The 26989-nt window shown below is 46.9% G+C and carries 22 protein-coding genes and 1 pseudogene; 9 read left to right on the top strand and 14 right to left on the bottom strand.

Features of this window, described 5'->3' with window-relative positions:
• Positions 1–6: 6 nt before the first annotated feature.
• Positions 7–2235 (bottom strand): hypothetical protein, encoded by a 2229-nt coding sequence (locus ACOJUO_RS12490; RefSeq protein ID WP_422139961.1) that lies wholly within the window; start codon positions 2233–2235, stop codon positions 7–9.
• On the bottom strand, positions 2232–2570 hold the full coding sequence (locus ACOJUO_RS12485; RefSeq protein WP_422139960.1) for a hypothetical protein: 339 nt from the start codon (positions 2568–2570) through the stop codon (positions 2232–2234). The genes ACOJUO_RS12490 and ACOJUO_RS12485 overlap by 4 nt, the downstream gene beginning before the upstream one ends.
• 321 nt (positions 2571–2891) lie before the next feature.
• Here ACOJUO_RS12485 and ACOJUO_RS12480 point away from each other — a divergent pair, with 321 nt between their 5' ends.
• Complete coding sequence (locus tag ACOJUO_RS12480; RefSeq protein ID WP_422139959.1) at positions 2892–3143, top strand: hypothetical protein; 252 nt, start codon at positions 2892–2894, stop codon at positions 3141–3143.
• 706 nt (positions 3144–3849) lie between these two features.
• Here ACOJUO_RS12480 and ACOJUO_RS12475 read toward each other — a convergent pair.
• The 4 genes from ACOJUO_RS12475 to livH form a co-directional block, all read right to left on the bottom strand.
• Complete coding sequence (locus tag ACOJUO_RS12475; RefSeq protein WP_422139958.1) at positions 3850–4569, bottom strand: ABC transporter ATP-binding protein; 720 nt, start codon at positions 4567–4569, stop codon at positions 3850–3852.
• A 138-nt stretch (positions 4570–4707) separates the two neighbouring features.
• Positions 4708–5475: a high-affinity branched-chain amino acid ABC transporter ATP-binding protein LivG gene (livG, locus tag ACOJUO_RS12470; protein WP_422139957.1), complete on the bottom strand. Its 768-nt coding sequence runs from the start codon at positions 5473–5475 to the stop codon at positions 4708–4710.
• Between the two features lie 14 nt (positions 5476–5489).
• The gene (locus tag ACOJUO_RS12465; protein ID WP_422139956.1) at positions 5490–6812 is read right to left on the bottom strand and encodes a high-affinity branched-chain amino acid ABC transporter permease LivM; all 1323 of its coding nucleotides are present in this window, start codon (positions 6810–6812) and stop codon (positions 5490–5492) included.
• Positions 6809–7735: a high-affinity branched-chain amino acid ABC transporter permease LivH gene (gene livH / locus ACOJUO_RS12460; protein WP_422139955.1), complete on the bottom strand. Its 927-nt coding sequence runs from the start codon at positions 7733–7735 to the stop codon at positions 6809–6811. Before livH ends, ACOJUO_RS12465 begins: the two co-directional genes overlap by 4 nt.
• 228 nt (positions 7736–7963) lie before the next feature.
• On the opposite strand from livH, the gene ACOJUO_RS12455 reads away from it, so the two are divergent.
• Positions 7964–9112 (top strand): tyrosine-type recombinase/integrase, encoded by a 1149-nt coding sequence (locus ACOJUO_RS12455; protein ID WP_422139954.1) that lies wholly within the window; start codon positions 7964–7966, stop codon positions 9110–9112.
• On the opposite strand, the gene ACOJUO_RS12450 is transcribed toward ACOJUO_RS12455, so the two are convergent.
• The 5 genes from ACOJUO_RS12450 to ACOJUO_RS12430 form a co-directional block, all read right to left on the bottom strand.
• Positions 9113–9367, bottom strand: a complete 255-nt coding sequence (locus tag ACOJUO_RS12450) for a pyocin activator PrtN family protein (protein WP_422139953.1) — start codon at positions 9365–9367, stop codon at positions 9113–9115.
• Between the two features lie 216 nt (positions 9368–9583).
• A complete protein-coding gene (locus ACOJUO_RS12445; RefSeq protein WP_422139952.1) occupies positions 9584–9886 on the bottom strand; it encodes a hypothetical protein in 303 nt (100 codons plus the stop codon).
• A gap of 4 nt (positions 9887–9890) precedes the next feature.
• Entirely contained in the window at positions 9891–10400 is a 510-nt protein-coding gene (locus tag ACOJUO_RS12440; protein ID WP_422139951.1) for a hypothetical protein, read from the bottom strand.
• A gap of 12 nt (positions 10401–10412) precedes the next feature.
• A complete protein-coding gene (locus ACOJUO_RS12435) occupies positions 10413–10616 on the bottom strand; it encodes a helix-turn-helix transcriptional regulator (protein ID WP_422139950.1) in 204 nt (67 codons plus the stop codon).
• 96 nt (positions 10617–10712) lie between these two features.
• Positions 10713–11708, bottom strand: coding sequence for a DUF6387 family protein (locus ACOJUO_RS12430; protein ID WP_422139949.1), 996 nt, complete (start codon positions 11706–11708; stop codon positions 10713–10715).
• Between the two features lie 561 nt (positions 11709–12269).
• Between ACOJUO_RS12430 and ACOJUO_RS12425 the strand changes: the two genes are divergently transcribed.
• From ACOJUO_RS12425 to ACOJUO_RS12405, 5 genes are read left to right on the top strand one after another with little or no spacing between them, the layout of a single operon-like run.
• Complete coding sequence (locus ACOJUO_RS12425; RefSeq protein WP_422139948.1) at positions 12270–15389, top strand: anti-phage-associated DUF499 domain-containing protein; 3120 nt, start codon at positions 12270–12272, stop codon at positions 15387–15389.
• A gap of 50 nt (positions 15390–15439) precedes the next feature.
• The gene (locus tag ACOJUO_RS12420) at positions 15440–16078 is read left to right on the top strand and encodes an anti-phage-associated DUF3780 domain-containing protein (protein ID WP_422139947.1); all 639 of its coding nucleotides are present in this window, start codon (positions 15440–15442) and stop codon (positions 16076–16078) included.
• Positions 16079–16119: 41 nt separating this feature from the next.
• Positions 16120–19158, top strand: coding sequence for an anti-phage-associated DUF1156 domain-containing protein (locus tag ACOJUO_RS12415; protein WP_422139946.1), 3039 nt, complete (start codon positions 16120–16122; stop codon positions 19156–19158).
• Positions 19159–19187: 29 nt separating this feature from the next.
• Positions 19188–21923 carry a phospholipase D-like domain-containing anti-phage protein gene (locus ACOJUO_RS12410; protein ID WP_422139945.1) on the top strand — a complete coding sequence of 912 codons (2736 nt, stop codon included), beginning with the start codon at positions 19188–19190 and terminating at the stop codon, positions 21921–21923.
• 28 nt (positions 21924–21951) lie between these two features.
• Complete coding sequence (locus tag ACOJUO_RS12405) at positions 21952–22548, top strand: hypothetical protein (protein WP_422139944.1); 597 nt, start codon at positions 21952–21954, stop codon at positions 22546–22548.
• Between the two features lie 284 nt (positions 22549–22832).
• Here ACOJUO_RS12405 and ACOJUO_RS12400 read toward each other — a convergent pair whose 3' ends face one another.
• The gene (locus ACOJUO_RS12400) at positions 22833–23291 is read right to left on the bottom strand and encodes a hypothetical protein (RefSeq protein WP_422139943.1); all 459 of its coding nucleotides are present in this window, start codon (positions 23289–23291) and stop codon (positions 22833–22835) included.
• A gap of 279 nt (positions 23292–23570) precedes the next feature.
• Here ACOJUO_RS12400 and ACOJUO_RS12395 point away from each other — a divergent pair, with 279 nt between their 5' ends.
• On the top strand, positions 23571–24587 hold the full coding sequence (locus ACOJUO_RS12395) for a hypothetical protein (protein WP_422139942.1): 1017 nt from the start codon (positions 23571–23573) through the stop codon (positions 24585–24587).
• 262 nt (positions 24588–24849) lie between these two features.
• Here the strand turns inward: ACOJUO_RS12395 and ACOJUO_RS12390 are convergent, their stop codons facing one another.
• Positions 24850–25293 (bottom strand): terminase small subunit, encoded by a 444-nt coding sequence (locus ACOJUO_RS12390; RefSeq protein ID WP_422139941.1) that lies wholly within the window; start codon positions 25291–25293, stop codon positions 24850–24852.
• Between the two features lie 233 nt (positions 25294–25526).
• On the opposite strand from ACOJUO_RS12390, the gene ACOJUO_RS12385 reads away from it, so the two are divergent.
• Entirely contained in the window at positions 25527–26087 is a 561-nt protein-coding gene (locus tag ACOJUO_RS12385) for a recombinase family protein (RefSeq protein WP_422139940.1), read from the top strand.
• Positions 26088–26579: 492 nt separating this feature from the next.
• On the opposite strand, the pseudogene ACOJUO_RS12380 reads toward ACOJUO_RS12385, so the two are convergent.
• Positions 26580–26684, bottom strand: a pseudogene (locus ACOJUO_RS12380) (branched-chain amino acid ABC transporter permease LivH); the annotation flags it as partial.
• Positions 26685–26989: the final 305 nt, after the last annotated feature.

The following is a 26989-nucleotide window of genomic DNA, read 5'->3' as shown; positions in this document are numbered from 1 at the left end:
TGTTTTTTATTCAATTTGCATTTTTTTAGAGCTAAGTTTATCGTTCTCGTTCATATCAACAGGCTTGCGTTTTCGATGTGTTTTTTTGTGATCTGACAGAGATGCAGCACTCTTGCAGATCATCCAGCATGGTTGCAGCTGGCCATCTTCTCCGGTCACGGATATGTTGCAAGTTTGTTGCCCTGAGTGCTCTCTTCTTTTGTGCTCAGTCAGGTGCTGAGTACTCTTGCAAAACTTTCCGCATGGTCGCTTTTGGCCATCCTTGCCGACTGCGATTATGTTACAAATTTGTCGCCCTGAGTGCTCTCTTCTTTTGTGATCTCCCAGAGTTCTCGAGCTCGTGCAGACATTCCCGCATAGCTGCGGCAGGCCATCCTCTCCGACCAGAGTTACGTCACATATTTGTTGCCCGCTGTGGTTTCTTCTTTTGTGATCAGACAATGCTTTGGCACTCTTGCAGACCATTCCACATGGCCTTGGCTGGCCATCATCCCCGACCATGGTGAAGTCGCAAATCTTTTGTCCGCTGTGGGCGCATCTTTTATGATCCGTGAGGGCTTTCTGGTTGTTGCAGATCGTTCTGCATGGTCTTGGCAGGCCATCCTCCCCGACCAGGGGCATCTCGCAGATTATTTGCCTGGTATGTTCTCTTCTTTTGTGTTCTTTCAGGGCATGAGAACTTTTCCAGACCGAGCCGCATGGCCGCTTATAGCTACCGTCTCCGATCACAGTTATGTCACAGACTTGCTGCCCGGAGTGGTATATGATTTTGTGTGATGATATGGATTGAGCATTCTTGCAGACTGTTTCGCATGCTCGAAGCTGGCCATTCTCACCGACCATTATTACGTTACAGGTTTTTTGCCCGCTGTGGACTCTGCTTTTATGAGACGACAGAGATTGAGTGTTCTTGCAGACTTTTCCGCAAGGTCGCGTCTGGCCATCCTTGCCAGCCACTGCCAAGTCACAGGTTTTTTGTCCGCTATGGATGCTTCTTTTGTGTTTCGACAAGGCCTGAGCACTCTTGCAGACCATCCCGCATGGTTTCGGCTGGCCATCTTTCCCGAACACGGTTTCGACACAGCTTAATTGCCCGTCAGGTCCAGTTGTACAGGCTGCTACTACATTCAATGGGTTTGTGGCGATCCAGTTTGAGGCGACCCCGTCTAAGGCGACCCCGTCTAAGGCGACCCCGTCTAAGGCGACCCCGTCAACAGAATTACGGATATTGACTGAGTTGCTATCAATTTTATGTTCAGTTTGTCGTTCAAGTAATGGGCCAGCATGGCACTGGACTTGAATGTCAGGCGGATCTGTTTCGAAAGGCAGATTATGGTCGGAACCTGCAGCGTTTACAGGATCAGAATAGTCTACACAACTAAAACAGTATCCATCAGTCAAATGGGGGCACGAGCCTGGTTTTAATTTTGCTTCTGTGTGCCCTGTCGAATTTTCTACGAAATTGTGTGGACATTCTTTGGGTCCTCTGTTGCCGGATGACTGTCGTAATTTACACGCGCCATAACAGGGATAGACGAAACAATTTAAACCCAATGTATGTAAGTGTTGTTGAGGTCTTCTGCTGCCGCTGCCATAGTCGGTATTCAGTGGGCTGGTGTAAGAGCCTGTGAACTGGTTAGTTGTCTTTGGGGATTTCTGTCCGGATGATTTTGATGGCTGGCATTCCGGTTGGTTATGTCCAGAGCCAAACATCATATTGGTGGCCGTAAAGGACTGATCCTGAAGCAGCTCTTGCTTTTCATTCGGGTTAAACGGCGTTAAACCAGGTGTCCAGCAGCTTTTTAAAAGCCAACCGACAGCGCTAACCACTTCTACAGGTATCCATGAAAAATAGGTAGAGCTTAGAGGAGCGTCTTTGATGGTCAGGATCAGTTCATAACCAACCAGCAGGTTAGTAACATAAAGCCATTGCCACGTAATCGACCCAATAAGGGGTGTTCTTACGGCGAAGCCGCTAAGTCTGTGTGGTTTCTCATAAGTTAGTGAATCGGATTCTGTGTTGGCCATATCAGATGGGTTGCAGGGCAGAGTGCGCCGGTCAGGTTTTACTGAAAAGCTCTGCTTTGGAGAACCTGTATTCTTATCAAGCTCGACAACAAAACGTCTTGTCGACGGTTCGGCCTTGCAGATGAAAGACAAAGACAGAAGTAGCGACAGCGGTACAGCAAAGATAAAGAGTTTAATCACTCTGCCCTTGCATTCAAATTCAATCATCGTCCCGATTCCACATCAACAGGCTTGCGTTTTCGATGTACCCTTTTGTGATCCGTCAGGGCTCTGGCACTGATACAGCCGCTTCCGCACGGCTGTGGCTGGCCATTCTTCCCGGCCATGGTCAAGTCACAGGTTGGTTTCGCGCTGTCGTCTGTGGTCTGTATTGCATCTGCCAGGGAAAGATGAGGCAGGTACTGATCCCATTGGGGTGGCCCTCCTGTTGTTTGTTGTGTTTCTGAAGTCCCCGTTGTTTGTGTGACAAGTGCACAGTTCATAGCGGTTTTTTCGATAACACCAAGACCACGTAGATTGAGTAAAGCATTGACTATAACCAAATCATCAGCACTGATTGGCAAATCCCATTACAGGGATAAACGAAACAGTTTAAACCCAAAGTATGCAGTTGTTGCTGAGGGCCACCGTCACTGCCGCCAGAGTCAATATAAAAGGGGTTGCTGAAAGAGCCAGTGGATTGGGGGGGGCCTGTTAAAAGCCAGCCAACAGTGTTAATCACTTCTACAGATAGCCATGAATAAGGAGTGGTGCCCGGAGGTGTATATTTAGCGAAATCGTCATAAACCCTCGCCCAATCGAGGGTGTCGCAAAACCCCGCAAAAGCCGGTAATCTTAGATAAAGCAGTTTTACCGGCTACCTCATGACAACAAGACGCCAAATTAAGATTAATAACGACCCTCAGCTGGATATTTTCTCAACAGCAGCTCGCAACTCTGATCAAAGCTCTTTCAAGGAGTCTTGCAACTCAGATGACCAAGCTCAAACAAGACGTTTTGTTGCTCCAGACGCAAACTCCATTACCCTTGGCAATACAAGCTTAAAAGAGCATCTTGAGTTAACCGACCAGAAAGCACCATTCACTGTCGCTAGTCTTCTTGATGAACAGGATTGAAAATGGATCAGTCGGGAAAGAAACCCAGTAAAGCATCATACTTTGCTAAGGGAAGGGCTTTACTGGATTTGAATTTTGGCTTTTACGACATCCTCTAAAAGTACGGGGCTTTCCGCTCATTCAGGTAAATCATAGAGAGGATTTAGTCAGCAAGCGATCACCTCGACACGGTGTCATTGCCTCTGACCTGTTTAATACTCTGGCAGCCATTCAGGTTTTTCTGGGCAAAACAGCTGAAGCAGAAAAAACCATTCAACAAGGCTTTGATTTTGAACCTGACAGTACCATTTACAGCCCTCAGGATGCCCGGCACGATCTCGAAATAACTGATGAGCGTGTGCTTCAGGACTTCCCTCCCAAGTCACCCTGAAGCTTCTTGTCCAATCAATAAATTGTCTTGACCAGCCAGACCATGATGCTGGCCAGGCTGTAAAAAGAGCAGGTTAACAAAGCAACTTCCTGAAGGGACAGCCGATCATTCGAAACTTCCATAATGCTTACCTCGTACTTCATAATCGCTATTCAACATTACACTTCTCAGTGTAGCGATCAGAATCGGCGCCCAAATGGCCAGCAAAACTTCAGAAGCCTGATGCTAACAGGTGTCCAGTCTGTTTCGATCCTGTTAGTCTCCATAAGCAGGAATAGATGAACGGTCTTTTGATAGTCCAGACAAACTGACTGGCTGTTTTTCGCCAGAAAAGTGTCAGGCTCCCAGATAAGCCTTCTGGACAGCGTCGTCCGCCAACAGTTCATCACTGTCACCCTGCAGCACGATACGACCGTTTTCCAGAACATAACCCCGGTCTGCCAGTCTCAGAGCCTGATTAGCATTCTGCTCCACCAGAAAAACCGTAACACCTTCTTCCCGGAGGCGTTCAATAATTTCAAAAATCTGCTGAATAACAATCGGAGCCAGCCCCAGGCTGGGCTCATCCAGTAACAGCAGATCCGGGCTGCTCATCAAGGCTCTGGCGATCGCCAGCATCTGTTGCTCTCCTCCGGACATAGTGCCACCTCTCTGGTGCAGTCTTTCTTTCAGACGGGGGAAAAGCTCCAGTACAAATTCATAGTTTTTTCGGAAAGGCTCGCCATCCACAAAAAAACCGCCCATAGTCAGATTTTCTTCGACGGTCAGTCTGGAAAAAATTCTCCGCCCTTCTGGCACAACAGCAATGCCTGAGCGCATGATTTCAGAGGTAGGACGACCCGCTAACTCTTCCCCTTTGTAGAGTATGGAGCCAGATTCGGCCCTGGGCTCACCACAAATGGTCATCAGCAATGAAGACTTGCCAGCACCATTGGCGCCTATCAGAGTGACAATCTCACCTGCCGAGATATCAACGCTGACGGCAGCCAGAGCCTGAATCTTTCCATAGAAGGTAGACACATTTCGAATGCTGAGAAGTGGTTCAGGTGCTGACATACTGCTACTGCCCTTTATTTATTCTGATTGTTATCTATTCTGACTGTCTTGAGGAGTCATCGAAGATCGGAAATACGTCCGCAAGACAGCCCGAAGACTTCGGGACTATTACTACTGGAAGTCCCCAAAAATTTGTGACTATCCTTCACCCAGATAAGCCTTGATCACCTCAGGGTTGTTGCGAATATCCTGTGGTGAACCTGAAGCCAGAGGACGTCCCTGGTTAATGACATAAATCCGGTCAGAAATATCCATAACCAGCTTCATATCATGTTCAATCAGTAGCACAGTGACACCATGATCCCGTCGCAGATCAGAAATAAGCTCGTCCAGCTCTGCTGTCTCATTGGGGTTGAGACCAGCGGCTGGTTCATCCAGCATCAATAACTCAGGCTGAGTGACCATACAACGGGCAATTTCCAGTCTGCGTTGCTGTCCATAAGCCAGATTACCCGCTTCACGATTGGCAAACTCGGTCAGACCGACCTTATCCAACCAGAACTCTGCTCTTTCCATTGCTTGTTCTTCACTACGCCGATAACCCGGGGTCTTAAACAACCCCGCCAACAACCCTGTATTCAGATGTCGGTGCTGGGCAACCAAAAGATTTTCCAGCACGCTCATGCCCTTAAACAGACGCACATTCTGAAAAGTTCTCACAACACCGAGCCGGGCTATTTTATAACCCGGCATCTTTTCGATAGCCTGACCTTTGTACTGAACAGAGCCACCAGTCGCCTTATAAAAGCCCGTAAGACAGTTAAAAACGGTCGTTTTTCCGGCACCATTGGGCCCGATCATGGAAACAATTTCACCCGGACAGATTTTCAGCGCCATCTGATCCACAGCCAGCAGTCCGCCAAAGCGCATACTCAGATCAGAAACGTCCAGTAAACATTCACTCATTCTGATTCCCCCGTTTACACGCTTTCAGCCAATGATGCTGTCTTGATCGGGCTAACCGACTCAGACTTATCCGATTTAATCTTGATATGAGGCCGCTTCATGGGCATCAGACCTTCAGGACGCCATACCATCATGCAAACCATCATCAACCCGAACATCAGCATTCGGTATTCCTGGAATTCACGGGCAAACTCAGGGAGAACGGTCATGATCACAGCAGCAAGAATGACACCGACCTGAGATCCCATTCCGCCAAGCACAACAATGGCAAGAATGATGGCAGACTCGATAAAAGTAAACGACTCCGGACTAATAAAACCCTGACGGGCAGCAAAGAAGGTCCCGGCGAAGCCAGCAAATGCGGCCCCTATAGTAAATGCAGACAATTTGATGGCCGTAGGATTCAAACCCAGTGAACGACAGGCAATATCATCTTCACGCAACGCTTCCCAGGCTCTGCCAATAGGCATTCGAAGCAGTCGATTGATCACAAACAGCGTGGCAATCACCAGCAACACTGCCAGTATGTACAGAAAAATCACCTTGTACTCACTGCTGTAATCAATACCAAAATATTCGTGGAAAGGAGCATTCCCTTCTTCCTGCGCCCTGCGTCCAAATTCAAGGCCAAACAAAGTCGGTTTCGGAATCTGACTGATTCCGTTAGGACCACCGGTTAATGTCGTCCAGTTGTTGAGCAGGATTCGAATGATTTCACCAAAACCCAGAGTTACGATGGCCAGATAATCGCCCCGAAGCCTGAGCACCGGAAAACCAAGAATAAAACCAAAGAAAGCCGCCAGAATACCACCCAGCACCAGACTGCTCCAGAAGTCGAGCCCCAAATATTGATTCAATAAGGCATAACTGTAGGCACCCACGGCATAAAAGCCGACATAGCCCAAATCAAGAAGACCGGCCAGGCCCACCACAATGTTCAGACCCAGCCCCAGCATGACGTAAATCAGGGCCAGAGTGGCGAGATCCACAGCCCCCCTGGAAACAAAGAATGGCCAGATCATCAATCCTGCTACTGCAAAGCAGATTAAAAAGGTCCTGGTCTCTTTGTTCCTGGTTGCTTTGGTCAGCTTTTCTGCATTAATAGATGGTAACTGTTGTTTTATTCCGGAAAGCCTCTGATCGATGAGGGCTCTGAACAGCTGGAAGAAGAAGACAGCAACCACACCGGCAGCTATCCAGGAGAGGGAAGAAGGATCGGCTAATGTCACCTCAAGTCCAACGCCCGAGGGCTCAAGACGAACCCCCATCATCAGGCTGGTTAGTATCAGCAAAACAACTGCCGAGAGTATTGCCGGAGTAAAGCGTAATGACTTCATACTTTTTCAACCTCCGGCTTGCCCAGAAGGCCGGTCGGCCTGAACAGAAGAATCAGAACGAGGAGACTGAAGGCGACAACGTCTTTATATTCCGCACTAAAGTAACCTGCGGTGAAGGCTTCCGTGACCCCCAGAATCAAACCACCCAGCACAGCTCCGGGTATACTTCCGATTCCTCCCAGCACCGCAGCAGTGAACGCTTTAAGACCTGCCATAAAGCCAATGTGGGGATTGATTACTCCGTAATACATGCCAAGCAATACACCGGCTACCGCAGCAAGAGCGGCCCCGATCACAAAAGTGATCGAAATAATCTGATGCGTGTTGATACCCAGCAGCCCGGTCATGCCAAGATCTTCAGCGCAAGCTCTGCAGGCCCGTCCCATTTTTGATCTGGAGATAAACAGAGTCAGGGCCGTCATGGCAATAAACGTCACCACAAATATAATTAACTGCATGTACGACACAGTTACATTAAAACCGTCTTCAGGACCAAAGGTCCAGCCACCACTGATCATGCTGGGCATGGCTATATCCCTTGACCCCTGGGCCAGGCGGACATAGTTCTGAAGGAAAATGGACATACCAATGGCGGAAATCAGGGCAATCAGCCGGTTGCTGTTCCTCAAAGGCCGATAGGCAACCCTTTCAACAGCAAAGCCATAGGTACTGGTGATAATGATGCTGATGACAAAGGCGGAAACCAGCATCAGAGAAACACTGTCTATTCCCATCATCGCTAACGCGGCCAGTACCGCAAAAGCGATGTAACTGCCAATCATGTAGATCTCACCATGAGCAAAATTGATCATGCCAATGATGCCGTAAACCATGGTATAACCGATAGCAATCAGAGCGTAAGTACTACCTATCGTCAGTCCGTTAAGTAGTTGTTGAATAAGGTAAAAACCTGAATCCCCCATTCCACGACCTCGTTTTTTTATTCTTGCGAAACGTTATTTTTTCTACTATTTCTTACTTTTCTTAATATGGTTTGCCCTGATTTTGCCCCAAGCAAACTAGCGATATATCATCTTGGGGCAAGTTGGGGCAAAGCACATATATCAGGGCTGAAGATCAATAATAATCCCCTAATGCCAAACCGATTCTCTCATACGACAACGGCTCTTGGTAGGGAAGGAGCAAAAGTAGTGCCTGTAGAAGTTACACCCACTAGAAACAAGCAGAATAAGAGAGTTTTTCGGATTAGAGTGAGGGTTCGAAAGCAAGACTTTAAACGCAGCCAAACCCAGACATTCAGCGATAGGCGACTTGGGCTCTCCTGGGGAAACCGCAAAGAGGAAGAGTTTCTTAACGAATACGAGCTTATACAGAGCGGCCGCCCGCCCGAGCCAAAAGGCAGTAACCTGACCCTTGCTGAATACCTGCAAAAGCTTCTGGATTACATGGAAATACTTCCAGAAAGCGACAGGTTCCGTACAGCCGACCTGTCCTGTCTTCGTAAATGGCAAAAAACACCATTGGCAGACATCAAACCGTCCCAGCTGTCCGGTCAAGAACTGATTAATTTCTTTGAATCAAGAATCAGAGAGCAGCGTATCAGTCCGGCGACCAATCACTCGGACCTGTGTGTGCTGACAAAAGCACTCAAGTGGCACAAGCGGCTAAATATTCCGTTTAATAACTTTATTACTGATGAGCTACGCCAGGAACTCTGGGATTTAGGTCTAACAGGAAAGTCGCGGCATAAAGATATTCGACCCAGCGAAGATCAAGTACTAACACTCTATCGCCACTTTCTGAATACTGATCATCATCCAGCCGCGACTATTCCTTACCGTCATCTTTTGCTATTTGCGATCTACAGTACATTCAGAGTCAGTGAAATATGCCAGTTGAAATGGCAGAACTATAACCCTGAGACGGGTGAGGTGATCATAGAAAATAGGAAGGACCCCAAAAACAAATGGGGGAACCATGAGAAAATCCCACTGCATGATGAGTGCATCAAGCTGATCAGTCTGCAACCTCAAACAGACGACAGAATTTTCCCATGCAATTCGGACAGTGTTTCAACCAAGTTCAGCCGTATTACCAAGCAACTGGATATGCCTGAGATCGACTTTCATTGTCTAAGGCATGAAGGCATCTCCCGGCTGTTTGAACAGGGCTACAACATCCCGCAGGTTGCACTGCACAGTGGTCACAAGAACTGGAATAACCTCCGCCGATACACCCACCTACTTGAGAAATCACCGCCAGACTTGTTTGCAACCTGCATGAAACTGGAAAAAGACTACTTCAACCAGATGGCGGAACGATACAAGGTCGAGGAGTAATTAACTCCTCACCTTCTCCCAATCATCCCGGTAATTGGCATACTGCTCATCCAGATAACTGGCCAGGTCACTGACTTTAACCAAGTAAGGCGACTTTTGACTGTGGCTGCCTCGCATAACAGGGATCGGAAGTTCCCCTCTGGCAGCCAACTGTTTGGCCTTCTGGGGGCCAATATTAAAGAAGTCCTGGCAAACGATTTCCAATGGTACAAAGGACTTTTCATACTGAGCTAACAGTGCAAATTCCGTTTTCATAACATGCCTATGATTGTCACATTATTGAATGGGCTGAAGAATATAAACAGCCTTATGGTATATCTAAGAAGTTGCCCGAAATCCGGTCTCGTAAAAGCTCGTTTTTATCATTTTCAGGTACAGATTCCGTTCTCTATTCTGTCTGCGTTAGAGGATTTCACTCGAATAGAGTCCGGATTCTGTACTCGTATGGGTACGAATTCCGGGCATGTATTTCTAGTAATTATGCTCACGACAGAGAACTCGTACTTCTGGAATAACCTCCCTATCGAGCTTTGAAGCCAATGCCCTCGTCAACATAAACCCTGACGATCTCAGCATGGGCAATATCTGATCAAGTGGTATGATTTGGTCTCGCAAAGCTGGATCGTTATGAAACAGACAGCCTTTTAACGCTGTCAAACCATGGTCTTTTAGTAAGGGCACAAAGTCCTTGACCGCAACATACAGTCGGTTATCCAAAACAACGATGCGAATAACCCCCAAGGGTGGGTATTCAAAGCTGAAAATATTTTCCATAATATTATCTCCGTTTGTGTTCAGCTGATTGTTCTGTTGGCGCAGATATGGGTTTGATACGAACGGATTTTTTATCAGGCGGTTTGTATAACGCCTTTTCTATTTTCCATCTCCCTGAAGGCTTCCGTGTGGGCGCAACATCCAGCTTGCCCTTGCACTCATCAATAGCCAGAAAAGTGACGGCATACAGGTTTGGCACCCCCTTCACCAATGTCAGCCCCTGGCGGGTTTGCTCAATAAAGCCGTAATACAGCAATTCTTCCCTGGCTCGTTGCAGAGTGCTTTTGGAACGCCACCCTCTGTTTTTCATCAGTGACCAGCTAACACACAAGTCACCGTTATTCTTGGTTCCGCCATCCTTCTCAAAACGAAGCTGTGCCATCATTTGCATAAGCAGCTTGATAGCAAACCCACTGGCTTGCATGAAGTTCTGGCTATTGATGACAGCATGAGGCAAAACAGCAAAGTTGCCTCCTTCCCTGCGACCTTTTGCCTTAGAGCGAGTTATTGCCATAATCGCCCCCAGTTAACGTGCCTTGTTGGCCTGCTCTTCCATCCACTGATGGACATCTTCTTCCAACCAGACATTGATGCGGGATTGTGGAGATAGCTTAAAGGAAGCTGGGAATACTCCCTTTTTGATCAATCGCTCGATAGTGGAGGGCGACAGGCTGGTGATTTCAACAACCTGTCCTTTTCGGATGTAGCGGGGTGGTGTTTTTGTGGTCATTTATGATGGCTCCTGCCTTATTATTATGCTTCAGGAACCAGCATAGGCTTCAACACTTAGTCATCGAAGATTGATTTTTCCTTTAAAAAAACATTGTTAAATTTCTTCATGCTTTTTTCGGAGTTTTTTCTTCTCTTCATTTTCCCCTTTTTTCTTGAGTGTATTGATGAATTGAGGTTCTAGTGCAGCTAAAGCTAAAGGCCGGACAGTATCTTTTATTTTTTCATCCCCGTACTGACCTTTATACAATACGCAAGCAGCAACAGTGTCGGTTACTTTTTTCTGATACAGACTCCCCCATAAAAAAAGATCTATATAGGCCATCACCTTAAACTGAATCAATTTTCTTTGGTTACAGTCACTAACAGCCTTAGCAGGCTCATTTACACCTGCATGATCACGTAAAATGGGAAGAATTTGTTTCAACTCATCACATAATGCTGTATTTGTTGCCTCTAAATTCAAACTAAGATGTACCGTTGAGTTATTTTTTTGCTTTAGCAAATCATCCAACCGGATCATCGGCGACCCCAAATCACTTCGATATACATCCTTATCCCGGTTATAATCTAATATCGCATCAACATCATGCAGGCAAGTAGCCCGTATAAGTCTGCTATCAAGGGGTTGAAGCTTTGAGGTTCTCCAAACAAGAGACATTTTCAACTCGTAGGCATTCATTTCTTCTAAAAACTGATCTATTGTTTCAGGGCTGTATCTAGGATCAACATCCTCTTCGGGAATCAACTCTGGAAAAATATCAATTTTTGGAATCGCCTCTGTACTCCTGAACATTGAACGCCAATCTTCATAGCTCATTTCATCCTCACATTCAGGAAAATTAGCGACTAACGTATAATCCTCAATATCATGAAAAAGACTTCTCTTTCGTTCAATGTCTTCGGTTCGTAGTATGAGTGCACGAAGGGCAAGCTCTTCGGCCAGTTCCTCGGTAGTGAATTTTGCAACTTTTTCATAGTTATCAAGTTTGAACCATTCTGGCAGATCTTCTGTTGTTCTTATCAATTCAACCATCTCTACACCCTCAAAAATTGGCCATAACACTATATGGCGGACATTGACATAAGCCAATACAACCCCCTCATAAATTCACCTCATCCAACCTTTCCTGTAATCTATCCCCTATAAATCAGTCAAAGCAGTCCGACCCAATCAGGCACCAAGCAGCCTCCCCGGACATCAGCATTACCAGTTACCTATATGCCCAACACCCAAACCTCTAACAACCTCGCCGCTTTCATCTGATCCGTAGCCATTCTTCTGCGGGACGATTCCAGGCGGACCCTGTATGTTCAGACCATCTTGCCGTTTCCCCTGCTGCACCATCTGGTATTCTTCAACACTGGCATCGCAACCTATGCACGGGTGCTGTCCAATGAAAAGCCCGACAAGCACAGAGGTTAAGTACAACTCATTAACAGTGTGAACCTTTTACAAAAACAACAGAAGCAAACTCTTCAACCAAAACCTTCGACAGCCATGAATCAGGCTGCTGTCGCATTACCACGGAACCTGTATTTTGCAGAATAGTGCTTTTTATCAGCGACTGGGTACAATGACTCCGTTTTCACCATTATGCTTCAACTGTCCGGTAGGTCGAATACGCGGAATTGAACAAAGGAGTCCAATGCAATGCTCAAGACAGTCAAACAGGCATGCCGGTTTAACCCGATAATCCAAGACTACCGGATGAGCCAGGGTATAGAGAATCTGGCTGACCTTATCAATGATGAAGGCGATGGTAAGGAATTCTTTTCCCGCAATTTCGTGACACACGGCATGGGGCAGCTGTTTCGCGAAGGGATGCTGCGCTTGTCTGGTAAGTCCGATCAGGCTGTTTTTGAGCTAACACAGGCTATGGGTGGTGGTAAAACCCATATGATGATCGCTCTTGGCCTTCTCGCTCGTCACCCTCACCTGCGTCAAGAAGTTTTAGACGCTGAACTTAGTGAAAGAGTGGACTTTTCCGCAGCTCGTGTTGCTGCGTTCAGTGGGCGAAATAATCCAGCGAATTTTATCTGGGGCGATATTGCTACCCAACTCGGTGAAGCAGAAGCAGTCAAACCTTATTGGGCAAACGGACCACAAGCTGTAGATCAGTCTGGATGGAAAAAAATCATTGGCGACAAGCCAACTTTGATCATGATTGATGAGCTGCCTCCATACCTTGATAACGCCAGTACCCGTGTTGTAGGTGAAGGGACATTGGCAAAAATGGTGGTGTACAGCCTCAGCTGCCTGATGAGTGCCGCCCTTGAACTACCAAATTGCTGTATTGTTATTGCCAACCTGTCCGGTAGTTATCAGTCACAAACCAAGGCACTGGCTGAAGCCATCTCGAACCTGCAACAGGAAACCCGTCGACAGGCCAGTATGATTACCCCGGTTCAGCTGGCAGGTAACGAAATATACGAGATTCTAAAAAAGCGGCTTATAGAAGAAATGCCCGATGACAGCGTTATTAACGATGTTGCAGAAGAATATGCTCAACGGGTAAAACTGGCTGAAGACAGTGGTTACATTACCGCCAGCAGTATTGAACAAATTGCCGAACAGGTTCGTGAAACCTACCCCTTCCACCCCTCTTTTAAACATCTTGTTGCTTTGTTCAAAGAGAATGAAGGTTTCCGCCAAACACGGGGGTTGATGCAGTTTACCGCTCGCCTGTTAAAAAGTGTGGATGACCGCACAACCGATGATGTATTCCTTATTGGCACACAGCATCTAAACCTCAATGATGAAGCGGTAAAGGATGAAATTGAGCGTATAGCGCCTTCTCTGCGCCCTGCCATTACCCGTGATATTGCGGACAATGGTAATGCCATTGCCGAAACCATAGACGATCAGCTCAACAGTGATGCTGCCACACAGCTTGATACCCTTTTGCTGGCTTCATCCTTGTCCCGTGCAGTGGGTGGTCGTATTGGCCTGACCGAAGGAGAAATCATTGAGTTCCTCACTGCGCCAAACCGTAAGCCTGATGAATTCCTGACCGCACTGGAAAAACTGAGAGAGCAAGCCTGGTACCTGCACAAAGAAGATCAGCGATTCTTTATCAAAGAGACTGAAAACCTGTCTCGCCAGATTGAACGCAATGCCAAGGATATTCCTCAACCGAAGATTGATCAGTCATTGGTCAACAAACTGACCGCCATCCTGCAACCTCAAAACAAAAAGGCATATCAGGTATTACAGGTAATGCCTCTCATGGATGACATCAAGCTCACAGGGCCGAGAGTCCTCATTGTTATCCGACCTGATGGCAGCATGCCACCACAGAAACTCACCAACTACTTTGAATACCAGCAGGAAAAAAACAACCTGTTGGTATTGTCTGGTCATGACAGCCATATGGCAGACGCAGTAGAAGAACGCCTGCGGGAACTGTACGCCATTGAGAAAATTTTTAACCGTTTAAAATCCGGTGACAGCCTGTATGAAGAAGCCCGTGATCGACTGGAAGATGCAGAAGAGCGTTTTTTCAAAACCATAGCCGGAGCTTATAATCGACTCTACTTCCCCGGTCTGGACGAATCAGATGGCTCTGAACGTCTTATGCACGCAACCATCGACAATGGTTTGAAAATGGGGGAACGTGAACATTCTGCTGAAAATCAGATTGAAACCCTGCTAGCAAGCCCTCGAGCCAACTACAAGTTAGTGCTCGACTTGCAGGAATCGTTGCAGGAAAACTGGGCACAGGCAGAAGTAGAGCTTTGGCCTGAGCGTGATCGTCGTACGCCCTGGAAAGATGTGATGATGCGCTCCCGAACCAACCCGGCATGGCCCTGGTTGCCCGGAGCCAGTGGTATGGATACCCTCAAGTCAGAAGCACTGAAACAAGGCCGCTGGCGTATGGGGGAAGATGGTTACATAGAGAAAGGCCCGTTCCCGAAAGAAAAGACCTCTATCAATATCCAAACCCAAAACATCAACACGGCAACGGGTGAGTCCCAATTGTCACTGACCCCGCGCAACGGTGGTTCAAGCCCGGTGGTGTATTATTCCACCAGCGCCAGTGTATCGGTCAAAGATACACAAGTGGACGATCTTGAAAACTTCACCACCAAAGAAGCCACTTTGTACTTTTTGGTAGAAGATACCGCTGGCAAGTATGAAACGGGCGATCCTGCACGCTGGACGGCGGAACTGAAAATACGCCATGAAATCCACTCAATAGCAGACAAGCGTTATGTCGAATTGCGCTGTACACCAGAAGCCGAACTTTTCTATACTCTGGACGGCTCTAACCCCAAAGATGGCAACCGCTACGAAGAACAGTTTGAAGTCAACTCCAAAGCATCCCGCCTTTTGGTGTTTGGCAGGGCCGGTGAAGCAACACACACGAGTGATTTTCAGATCCCCAGCGCGGGTGATAAAAAGCCTGTAATTGATGACACCAAGCCCGCTAAATTAAGTGACAATAAGCGTGTTACGCTGGACTCTACCGACAAGGTATTTGGCGTTCTGAACAAATTCAAAGAGCGCGAAAATGTGAAGCTGAAAGGCGTACGGGTAGAAATCGGTGAAGGTGAAAATACCGTCATGGTTCGTTTTCATGAACGGGAAGTGACTTCTGCCATTATCACCAGCACCATCGAAAATCTTCGTTATGTATTGAAAGAAGAACAGGCCCCGGTGACGATCACTATCAGTAGCGGCATTGCTTTCGATAATGGCTTTTCCGCAAAAGAGTTTGCTGAAATCAGTGGCATCGAGCTGAGACCCGGCGATGTGATTCAGGATGTATAATCTTTTGCTCAATAAATCACGATTTACCAGTGAAGCAGGATAAAGGGCGGATGACTGAACACGCACCCACCGGCAAAAAGAGCGTCGAAACAAAGACAAAGCGCGGACAGGGAAAATCACGGTTTGCCCATCCGACTCTTGGCTTTGGGGTGCCTGCCACCACAGACCCCCATCATTTTCTGGTCTCTATCCCGAAAAACAATAATGGCGTGGTGCTCATTTCTGAATATTTGGGTATGCAGGCGCAGGATCAAAACGCCGCCATTATGGATCGGGTGCTACTTGAGCGACGACGCTGGACTGCCATGCGAAGTGAGGTTCAACGGGCATTCAATGTCCGTTTGAAAGAACACAAGCTGCAAACCTCAGCCTGGAAAGTGGGCGACAACATGGTTGACCGACTCCTGGGCAAAGAACTCTGTGTGCTCGCTTGGGCGATAGAGGCCATGGAGTTTGACCATATTCCCATTGCCGTCAGAAACTGGCTGGCATTAAGGCCGGAAGAACGCTGGTGGCTATACGGTATGGCAGCTATCAGTACCGGTGGTGTAAAAGATGGTAACAAAGGCTGGCGGCTCGCCCTGCGCCACGCTTTGGGCGATGTTGCCCAGAATGAACAGATTATTCAGTATCGTAAAGCCATGACTCCCAAAGCTGATCAAAATGATCCTGCCTTGAGCTTGTTTTAGCGCTGGCTTGACCGAACGTATTCAGGAATCTTATAAGCTACATGACCACTCCCGAACTGAAACCTCTGGCACTGAAAGACGCGCCCGCGTTGATTGAAGCCGTGTTCCCGGCCCAAAAGGTATCTTTTGAAGCCCAGCGCGAACGTAAAGCCGGTGCCGGGCAGACACTAACGGCACTCGGCTCTTACTGGAAAGGCAGGAAGCCACTGATCCTGGTAAGGGCGATTGTACTGGGCAGTCTGCTGCCACAAACAGACGATACTGAAAAAGATCTGGAAATCTTTGAAAAGCTGATGGGGTTTGATGATGTTGGTTTAGCTCGTAGAGCTGTACCGCAAAATGCTCTGAAACCTAAAGACCTTGCGCGGCTAATTACGTTGGAAAACCCGTGGCAGCATTTTGCATACACCATCAAAGATAAGAGTCTTACCAAGGAAGAAGTTTTGCAATGGCATTTTCCTTTGGATGCTGATGACGAAGGTATCACTCTTCGCTGGCAACGGGACGTAAGCGACGATATTAAAGCCAAATACTACCTGCAAGCACTGAAGACATATTCCACATATGAAACCAAATCCCTGCTATGCAAGCGCCCTGAAGAGGTGAATCAAGAATGGTTATATCAACCCGTCTGGGATTCGGTAAATCTTCATCTGGGTCACTTAGGCATTAACGTTCACTCCCATCAGGAGCTGGTAGAACAACTGGGTATCTTGCGTTACGGACACAAACCCAGAGTAGGTGATACTTTTTCGGGTGGTGGCTCTATTCCCTTTGAGGCCGCTCGGTTGGGGTGTGATGTGTATGCGTCTGACCTGAATCCGATTGCCTGCATGCTGACTTGGGGTTCATTAAATATTACTGGCGCAACTGCTGATTTCCAAACTGAGCTTGAACAAGCGCAAAAACAAGTTGCAAAACTGGTTGATGATGAAGTCACAAATCTAAAGATAGAACACGATGAGTTAGGCAATAGAGCGAAAGTCTATCTTTATTGCATGGAAATAAAGTGTCCAGAAACAGACTGGTTGATACCTGTTTGCCCAAGCTGGATAGTTTCTGCACAACGTAACGTAATTGCCAGACTGCAACCAAACTATTCAAGGAAGGGTTTTGACATTGAGATAATTAGCGGCGTCTCTAGTCAAGAAATGGAGGTCGCTGGTACCGGCACGCTTCAAGGGGGAAAAATCGTTTACGAGCTGGAAGGCAAAAAATACCAGATTCCCGTAAAAACCCTGCGAGGTGACTATAGAGATGAGGAAGGCAACACACAAAACCGCATACGCCGTTGGGGAAAAAATGACTTTATGCCCTGTAATGACGATCTATTTCAAGAACGCCTCTATGCTATCCAATGGATTGATAAAGATACTTTGAAAAAAGGGCGAAAAGAAACATTCTTTGCAGCTCCGACGTGTGATGACCTTGAGCGGGAAAAAAAAATTGAACAAATAGTCTGCGAGAGTATCGGCCAGTGGCAAGCGGTAGGGCTGGTGCCGGATATGGTTATTGAGCCAGGTGATGAAACCACCAGACTCCAACGTGAGCGAGGCTGGACTCATTGGCATCATTTGTTTAACCCACGACAGTTATTGATGTTTAGCTTGTACAGGAAATACGCAGAATCTATACAGGTTAAGAAAATCAAAGCTGCAATCGTAGCGGCGCAGAGCAAGTCGATTGAATGGAATAGTCGTCTATGTCGGTGGGCAACATCATCCAGACATGAAAATCAGGTTAATACATTTTCCAACCAAGCACTAAATACGCTTTATAACTTTGCAGTTCGTGCCACATCCAATCTTGAAAATCACACCCTTGTAGAGTTTTCAGGCAGCACTTTCTCAGCAACCGGTAACACTAATGTTAAGTCTTGCCCTGCCAGTGCTGTCAGCCACACAGCAGATCTCTGGATTACAGATCCCCCCTACGCCGATGCCGTTCATTACCACGAAATCACCGAGTTTTTTATCGCCTGGCTGCGCAAAAGCCCACCAACTCCTTTTGACCAGTGGAACTGGGACTCCCGCCGGGCACTGGCCATCAGAGGTTCCGGCGATGATTTCCGCCGGGGCATGGTGGGTGCTTACAAAGCGATGGCCGACCATATGCCCGATAACGGAATGCAGTGCGTGATGTTCACCCATCAGGATACCGGCGTCTGGTCTGATATGGTGGGCATTTTCTGGGCAGCCGGTTTACAGGTGGTAGGTGCCTGGTACATTGCCACCGAAACCACTTCGCAACTGAAAAAAGGCGGTTATGTGCAGGGCACTGTGACCCTGATGCTGCGCAAACGCCCTGCTGGTGAAAAGTCAGGTTTTAAAAACCGGATTCTGCCCGCTGTACGCCTAGAAGTGCAAAACCAAATTCAGCAAATGATGCACTTGAACATCGAGGTCAAAGAAAAACTCGGCGAGCCAGTGTTCAATGATTCTGACCTGCAAATGGCGGGTTATGCTGCTGCATTGAAGGTGCTAACGGGTTACACGCATATCGGCGGAGAGGATGTTACCCAGTTTGCCCTGCGCCCCCGCCAGAAAGGTGAGGTAACGGTTGTAGACGAAATTGTTCAACAAGCCGCAGAAGCTGCTAACAGCTTGCTGGTACCAGAAGGCTTGGAAAAAGAAACCTGGCAAGCCATACGAGGTATTCAGCGTTTTTACCTGCGCATGATGGATATGGAAGAAGGAGCAGGTGCATCCAAACTAGACAATTACCAGAACTTTGCCAAGGCATTTCGGGTGGCTGATTACACCGGCGTCATGGCCAGCATGACCGCCAACAAAGCTCGTTTGAAAGGTGTGAAAGATTTTACTTCCCGCGACCTGACTGACAGCACTGAGCTTGGCCCCACCCATCTTGGCCGTGTGGTGATTGCCTTGCAGCAGCTGCTGGCAGAAACCGAGCCACAAGTAGTGATCTCCCAGTTACAGGAAGACTTACCGGACTTTCTTGAAAGTCGGCCGCTCTTGATTGATCTGGCCAGTTTCATCAGCAAGAAATCATCGGATCAAGCGGTGCGTGATGTGGCCGAAGTGCTTTCTGGTCGCCTGCGTAATCTGCGTTTGGGTTAAACCTTCAATATCATCAGTAAGAGGCATTAATGAGTATTCGGCGCTTTTCATCCCGCACTCACCAACTGGATAAAACCTTTCTGGCGGATCATCTGAAAGGCGCCCGGAGCTACAAGCGTATTGCAGGTTATTTTACCAGCTCACTGTTTGAGGTGGCTCACGAATGGATTGAAGACATACCCGATGTAAAAATCGTTTGTAATGTGGATATTCATCCCGACGACCTCAAAGTAGCGCAGCTGCGTGAATCGAAAATGATTGGGCGCTGGAACAAAAATGATATTGAAGCCGAGTCTTTGCTCAACCGCTCCCGCTATAAACGACTGGACGAGTTTCTGGCAAAGCGGGGGCAGGTGATTCGGGTTGCTCCAGACAGTGTGTGTGGTTTTGTCCATGGCAAGGCTGGCGTGATTGAGCTGGCAGATGGCAGAAAACTGGGCTTCATTGGCTCAATGAATGAAACCAGTAGCGGTTGGCAGAGACACTACGAAATTCTTTGGGAAGACAGCTCACCGGAAGGCGTGGCATGGATAGAGGAAGAATTTGATTACCTCTGGAATGCCGCCCGCCCATTACCGGAGGCAGTATGCAGGGAGATTAAACGCCGTGGTCGTCGTCATGAAATCATCGTGGATGAAATCAGCAGCGATGACAACCTGGCGCCTGCTGCATTGGTAGAAAGCCCGATGTATCGGGAGGGCATGAGTTTGCAGCCTTGGCAACAGGGGTTTATCACAGAATGTCTGAGCCACTACCGGAATTATGGCGTTGTTCGGTTATTGCTGGCCGATGAAGTCGGGTTAGGTAAAACCCTTTCTATGGGTACTGCGATGTTGGCGCTGTGCCTGCTGGCAGAGAAAGAAAAAAAGCGACGCAAGCCGGTTATCATCTTTGCCCCTGCAACACTCTGTGAGCAGTGGCAAACCGAAATGATGGATAAGCTGGGTGTCCCCTGTGCTCGCTGGAATACCGAGAAAAAGGTCTGGTGGGATCACGATGACCGGGCGGTTTCGCCTTCTGGTACAGAACACATCGCCAAATGTCCGCTCCGTATCGGTATTGTTTCTACCGGTCTGATGATGCGTGACTCTCTGGAAAAACAATACCTGCTTGGATTAAATTATGGCCTGGTGATTCTGGATGAGGCACACAAAGCCCGGAGTCGACAAGGTTTTGGTAAAGATGCCGGCAGTCCGAACGCCTTGCTCGATTTTATCAGGGAAGTCGCCGCTCGTTCTGACCACGTGTTGTTGGGGACTGCAACCCCTATCCAGACTCGACCAGAGGACCTTTGGGATTTGGTACGGGTTTTACATCAGGGGAAAGGTCGTTTTGTGTTGGGTAATGACTTTGCCCCCTGGCATAGCCCAAAAGACGTGCTGCCGATTTTTTCGGGAGAAGAGGAGGTGACAGATCCGCAATATGCATGGGAACTCTTACGTTCACCGCTGCCGACATTGAACTCCACTAATGAAGGTCGTGCACGACGTTTATACAGTGCTATCCGACAAGATTTAGGCATTCCCAAAGACAAATGGCAAGGCGGATCTTATACGGATTTGAGCATCGATGTGCGGGAAGATTTGCAATTTGCTCTGGAAAGCACCATTGCAGGAGCCAGTTTCTTCCAGAGGGAAAACCCTTTTGTACGCCATGTTGTATTACGAAAACGTACCACGCTGGAAGATGCAGGATTGTTGAAAAAAATTGGTGTTGATATTCACCCAAACCTGAATCTGGTCCGGAAAGTGAATGACTTTCATGCCTTATTTGAAGGGCAGGCGCTGCGCACCAGCGAGCATTTCCGGGAAGCCTATGCCGAAGCAAGGGTATTTGGGAAAGCGCTGAGTAAAGACGGCAAAGGTGGTGGCTTTATGAAGAACCTGATGGAACAACGAATCTGTTCCAGCGTGATTGCAGGCATCAATACTGCACAAAAATTACTGGAAGGTCGCACCATCCACGAAGAGACAGATGATGAAGATTTTGATCTTGTCGTTCAGAACGATGCTGAGCGGTCAGCACTGACCACACTGCTGCACCGCCTGAAACAGGTCAAAGAAGACCCCAAGCTGAACGCTGTAATCCATTATCTGGAAACAGAAGGCTGGCTTGAACATGGCGTTATTATCTTCAGTCAATATTACGATACAGCACACTGGGTAGCGGATTCGTTAGCCAAACGATACAAGCAAGAAGCTGTTGGACTTTATGCTGGTGCAGGACGAAGTAAGTTATACCGTGAAGGTGAGGCAGTTGGTATTCAGCGGGAAACCCTCAAAGAAATGGTGGCGGATCGCGAACTCAGAATTATGGTGGCGACTGATGCTGCCTGCGAAGGTCTTAACCTGCAAACTCTGGGCACACTAATCAATATTGACCTGCCCTGGAACCCCACAAAACTGGAACAACGAATCGGGCGTATCAAGCGTTTCGGACAAGCTCGTGATCGCGTGGATATGTTAAATCTGGTCAACGAACAAACTGTCGATGAAAAAGTGTATGACCGCCTTTCAGAGAGAATGCGTGATCGCTTTGACCTGTTCGGTTCATTGCCGGATACCATCAAAGATGAATGGATTGAAGATATTGAAACACTCGGCGAAAAAATGGACGAATATATTCACGACCACAGAGAAGCCACTGGTTTCGACTTGAGATATAATGCGTCTATGCAACCATCGGATAATGAATGGAGAGACTGTTCCCAAGTGCTTTCACAGCGGGATTTTGCCAGCCTGATGCGAGAAGGGTGGAGCAGCTGACCGTTGTTAAATAAGGAGGCTGCCTTCCATGAAATTAAAGCTGGGTAAGTTTACTGGCGACTGCTATCAGTTCGTGAAAGAAATTCAGGAAGAAAGTGCCCAAGAAAAAATGCGTCTGATCTGTCAGAAGGCTAAAAATATTTACCGCTATGCGGAAGAAGTCATAGGAGCAAGAACTGAGATAGGCAATCGATACTCTTTTGCCAAAGATGGTAACTTTGAAGTCACGGGTGATTTTTTCATCTATCTTGCTGCTTGCTTCCGATTTGAAAACACACACCTTTTTCAAGTGCCACTACCTATTGAATGTGACTTGTCGAACCTTGCAACACAAGCCTATCGGGAGCTGTATCGTGATGATCAAATGGAGTTAGCCGGGATCGCTTGCAGTAATGATCATCGTGATCATGTTTCGATTATCCGCTGCCTTTGGGATGAATTTTTTGAGAAAGAAACAGATTCTCTCTTGAAGGAGGAGCCTGAGCTGGTTCGCTGGACAGTTGATGCAGCCACCTCCCCTCCCGGACATCTTCATATTGACTATTGCAAGCAGGAAATTAGAAAAATACTTTATGTGTTGTTTTATGATCTGACTTATCAATCCGAATTGAAGGCTGCTGTTTGAATGTAATGAATAGAATACCGACAGCCGCCCTGTGCGGTGTGGTTTTTCGCAAGAAGCTTGACAACTCAATATTGAGTTATATTTACTGACGAACATTATGGAATCTGATGGGAGGTGGTATGAAGCCCTGTCAGTATTTCTAGTGCTAATTGCCCCGTCATACCTGCATTGGGACCTTGTAATATTACAGCCTGCAAAAGAGCATGAAAGCATTATAAACGAAGGGTGGTTCAAGCGGCTTATGTCATAAAAGAGTAAGACCAACGGAGTAGAAAAAATCAAACTCACAGGCCGATTATGGTAATACACTTCTTGTTTTTGAGTTGCTCCTCGATCCAGTCAACCAGCTCTTGAACAGTCTTCTTAAAAATACCCATGTTATCATCGAACCTCTGTTGAATCAGGCGATTAATGCCATCACCATAAATATCCACATAAGGCTTTAAGTCGCTGAGGTGCGTAGCTGTTTCAAGCTCTACCAGTAGTTTTTTATAAAGCTCTAGTATTTCAAGCCACTCTGATTTTTTTATGACCGTGTATCCATAAAAACCATATCGGCTAACCGCAGATTTGATCACCCTGTCGAAATAACTGAAATGGTCATCCATGATGAAAATAGAGTTATCAGACCAATGCTTACCATTAAAGTGGCCGGGCTGTAGTTCAACAAAATGAGTGCCGTCCAACTCACTTTTATTTCTTATGATTTTCAGGTCACTCATTACAATCCAATCTGAATCCATTAAAACCTCAGCTTGCTAATTATTTTTAGAGAAGAAAGCTCTGACAATCCAGGTAAATCCAGTGAAACAAAATTATAGCTCAGGTGATAGTGTCTATTTGGCAGTACTACATGAGCCAACCCATTGACTGAGGGTTTGTCCTCGAAAACTATACCAACCACAAGGTAGCCTATCAGATAGCAGAATATGATGTTGCAGTACCCGTCTAAACCTCAGCTGAATCGTGGCTTTGCCCGGTTTGTGTCTGATATATTGGAAGGGTAAGAGGGTAATAGAGCTATGCCAATTTATGAAATCACCAGCGATTCACTAACCCCCGTTGAAGCGACTTCATTTGAACAAGAGAACCTGAAAGAGAGGCAAGACCTTCAACGACTTCTGAAAGCCAATATTGAAGCCATCAGCCCGGATACATTGATCATTGCGGAAGAGTATGGCGATTTTGTCGAATCAAACCGACGCATTGACCTACTGGGCATAGACACCAATGCCAATCTGGTTGTAATTGAGCTGAAGCGGGACGATCTGGGCGGCCATATGGAGCTACAAGCTATTCGTTATGCAGCAATGGTTGCCAATTTAACCTGGGACCAGGCCATCAATGCCTATAAGCAATTTCTGACCGACAACGACCAGGACGCAGATGCTGAAAGTTCACTACTGAGTTTTCTGGGTTGGGACTCCCCCTCCAGCGAGGACTTTGCTCAGGAAACCCGCATTGTTCTGGCTGCCCGGAACTTTTCAAAAGAAATTACCACGTCCGTATTGTGGCTCAATGACCGTGATCTCGACATAACCTGTGTCCGACTGAACCCATTACGGTTCGAAGACCACCTGCTACTGAACGTTGAACAGATTATTCCTCTGCCTGAAGCAGTAGATTATCAGGTTAACGTCCGGCACAAGAAGCGGGAGGAGCGAGCGGCACGAACAGACAATAAAGACCGATCCCTGTTAAGCCTTCACATCGATGGAGAACCCTTCGAAACTGGCTTTAAAAAGTCCAACATTGGCTATCTGGCAGTCAAAGCACTCGAACATGCAGAACTGATTGATGAAGCAACATTTGAGTTCCTTCGAAATAATACTTCCTGCGCATTTCGACTGCTTAAGACCCTGGATGAAATTACAGATAATGAAGAGAAGTACAGAAGGTACAGAACCCAACAAAAGGCTGAGTTCTTCTATCAAGGCCAGGAGTACTATATCGCCCGTAACTGGGGTGTCTCAAACATAACCCCTTTTATCCGAGAGATTGAGAGCCGTTTTCCTCAGATAAAAATCACCATCGACTGAATTTAGGGGCCTATGATCCCTCATGAAAAAGGCCATTTTTTTAAACAGCTCCATGAAACTTCTTTTTTGTCGCTGGCTCCCAAAACAGAAAATACTCCATCATGAGTTTTTTACTTGTTCAGTATAAGACTGTTATGCAGGGCAAATAGCTTATATGACATGTATTTTCTGTCACTAGAGTTGTGCGTATTGCTCCCCCACATATGAACTAAAGTATCATCGGGACTCCCTGTCCAGCTCCCCCCCTGGTCTCCCCCCCCTATCATTCTTCTTGGTGAGCGGTGACAACAAATTGCTGATCTTTCAAATGACCACTGCTGTCACCAAACTGCTGGATGAAAGTCACTTGTGGTAGTTCATTACCAGCCTGTTTGTATTCCCCATCCATCTTGTTTAACTCAGCAACAGCTGCTGTCGCTGCCCTCGGGTTTCTCATGGAGAACTCACCATCGACCCCTTCCACAACCTCACTGCAAAACTGAGCAATCGCCCAAAGCTTTCTGCGCTTGTCAGCAGCCGTGATTTTGAGTTCAGTACTTAGTTGCTCCTGCTGCTCACGAAGAGCGATCTGAATGTCAGCATTTGTCAACAGGCGAGAGCCCTGGCTTCTGGCTGTCTTTGGGCTGTAACCAGCGGCTATAGCGGCCCTGGTTGCGTTTTGATCAATGAGGTATTCAGCTAGAAAGCGAGCGTGTTTATTGTTCATGCCATCGGTCCTTGATGAGATTCTGTTTCACTATACCATCAAAGGCCAAAGGTCCTGAGCCTCTCCAATTGACCCTCCACCTTGTAAAATTGAGTGTACCTTCTGGACACCTAATCCCTTGCTTCTAAGCCATTGATTTAGTGTGTCAAATAACCTTTGATCTGATCAATTGGACACGATGTAAAACAAAGTCTAATTTCTCTTTTACTCGAAGAAGTAAAGGACGTAGTTGAATGAAAGGCCAAAATGTCGGATACATCAGAGTCAGCAGTATTGACCAGAACACTGCCCGGCAACTGGAAGATGTTGAACTGGATACCTGCTTTGAAGACCATTGCAGTGGCAAGGACACCAATCGGCCTCAATTAAAAGCCTGTCTGCGCCATTTGCGAAAAGGTGATCATTTACACGTCCACTCCATAGATCGACTTGCACGCAGCCTTAAAGACCTTCAGAAGCTGGTTGAAGACCTAACCAATCAGGGTGTTACCATCCAGTTCCATAAAGAGAACCTGACTTTCACCGATGGCAGCAATCCTATGCATACACTCATGCTTCAAATGATGGGAGCCTTCGCAGAATTCGAGAGAAGCATGATTAGAGAGCGGCAGCGGGAAGGTATTGTGTCCGCCAGGAAGAAAGGCAAACAGATCGGAGCCATGCCCAAGCTAACAGAAAAACAAGTAGCTGAATTGAAAGACCGAGTAAGTGCCGGTGAACAAAAGAAAGCACTGGCTCATGAGTACGGCATTAGCAGGCAGACTCTCTATAACATCGTGGGCACAAGGACATAGAGGAAGCTACTCCACTCCATCTCTACTAGTCCGGTTTATTCTTAACTTGCAAAGCGAGTGCATGGTTGCTTTAGGTAACTGGCCATTAACTCTATAAATGCTTGAAAGTTCGCATATCATCATAGCGTTTCTTTTTAGCCAGCTATCGGGATAACAACCGTCCCTCCACAGCTCAATAACATTACTATTGTCTGGCTCATTGCTGACTCAATACTTTGATCTTGCTTCAGTCATAGGGTGAACACAATATGCTGATATGAAAGCCGATGAGTATAAGTGTCAGAAAGAAAACCAGCAGATAGATTTTTCAAATTAAGGTTCCCTTTTTTATAGTGGTATAATTACTTTTTTTGAGTATTGGCAAGACAGGACTATTTAGAACCCTCTTAAACCTATTCACACTATTTTAGATGTTCGAGGTTCAAAAATATGTCCCTGAAAAATCATCACTCAATATAACTGATTGATTTTATTATCTATTAGAAAAGTAAAAATCCCATAAACCATGGTATAACCGATAGCAATCAGAGCGTAAGTACTGCCTATCGTCAGCCCGTTAAGCAGTTGCTGAATAAGGTAAAAACCTGAATCCCCCATTCCACGACCTCGTTTTTATTCTTGTGAAAACCCCTAATGCCAGGCTGATTCTCTCATACGACAACGGCTCTTGGTAGGGAAAGAGCAAAAGTAGTGCCTGTAGAAGTTACACCCACTATCCTGACACAGAGGGCCGCCCGCCCAAGCCAAAAGGCAGTAACCCAACCCTCGCTGAATACCTGCAAAAGCTTCTGGTATTGCCATTACCTATTAGACGACAATAACAATATGCCCTTACGATTCAGAGACTTCTATTTTTATAGTTTTCGAATGTGCAACCCTGAACGCCAGAGCTTGGGTAAACA

Origin of the sequence: Endozoicomonas sp. ALC020 (assembly GCF_049275935.1) — a bacterium.
Classification (GTDB): domain Bacteria; phylum Pseudomonadota; class Gammaproteobacteria; order Pseudomonadales; family Endozoicomonadaceae; genus Endozoicomonas_A.
The sequence above is the reverse complement of the archived record's forward strand: the minus strand, read 5'-3'. Positions and strand labels throughout refer to the sequence as shown.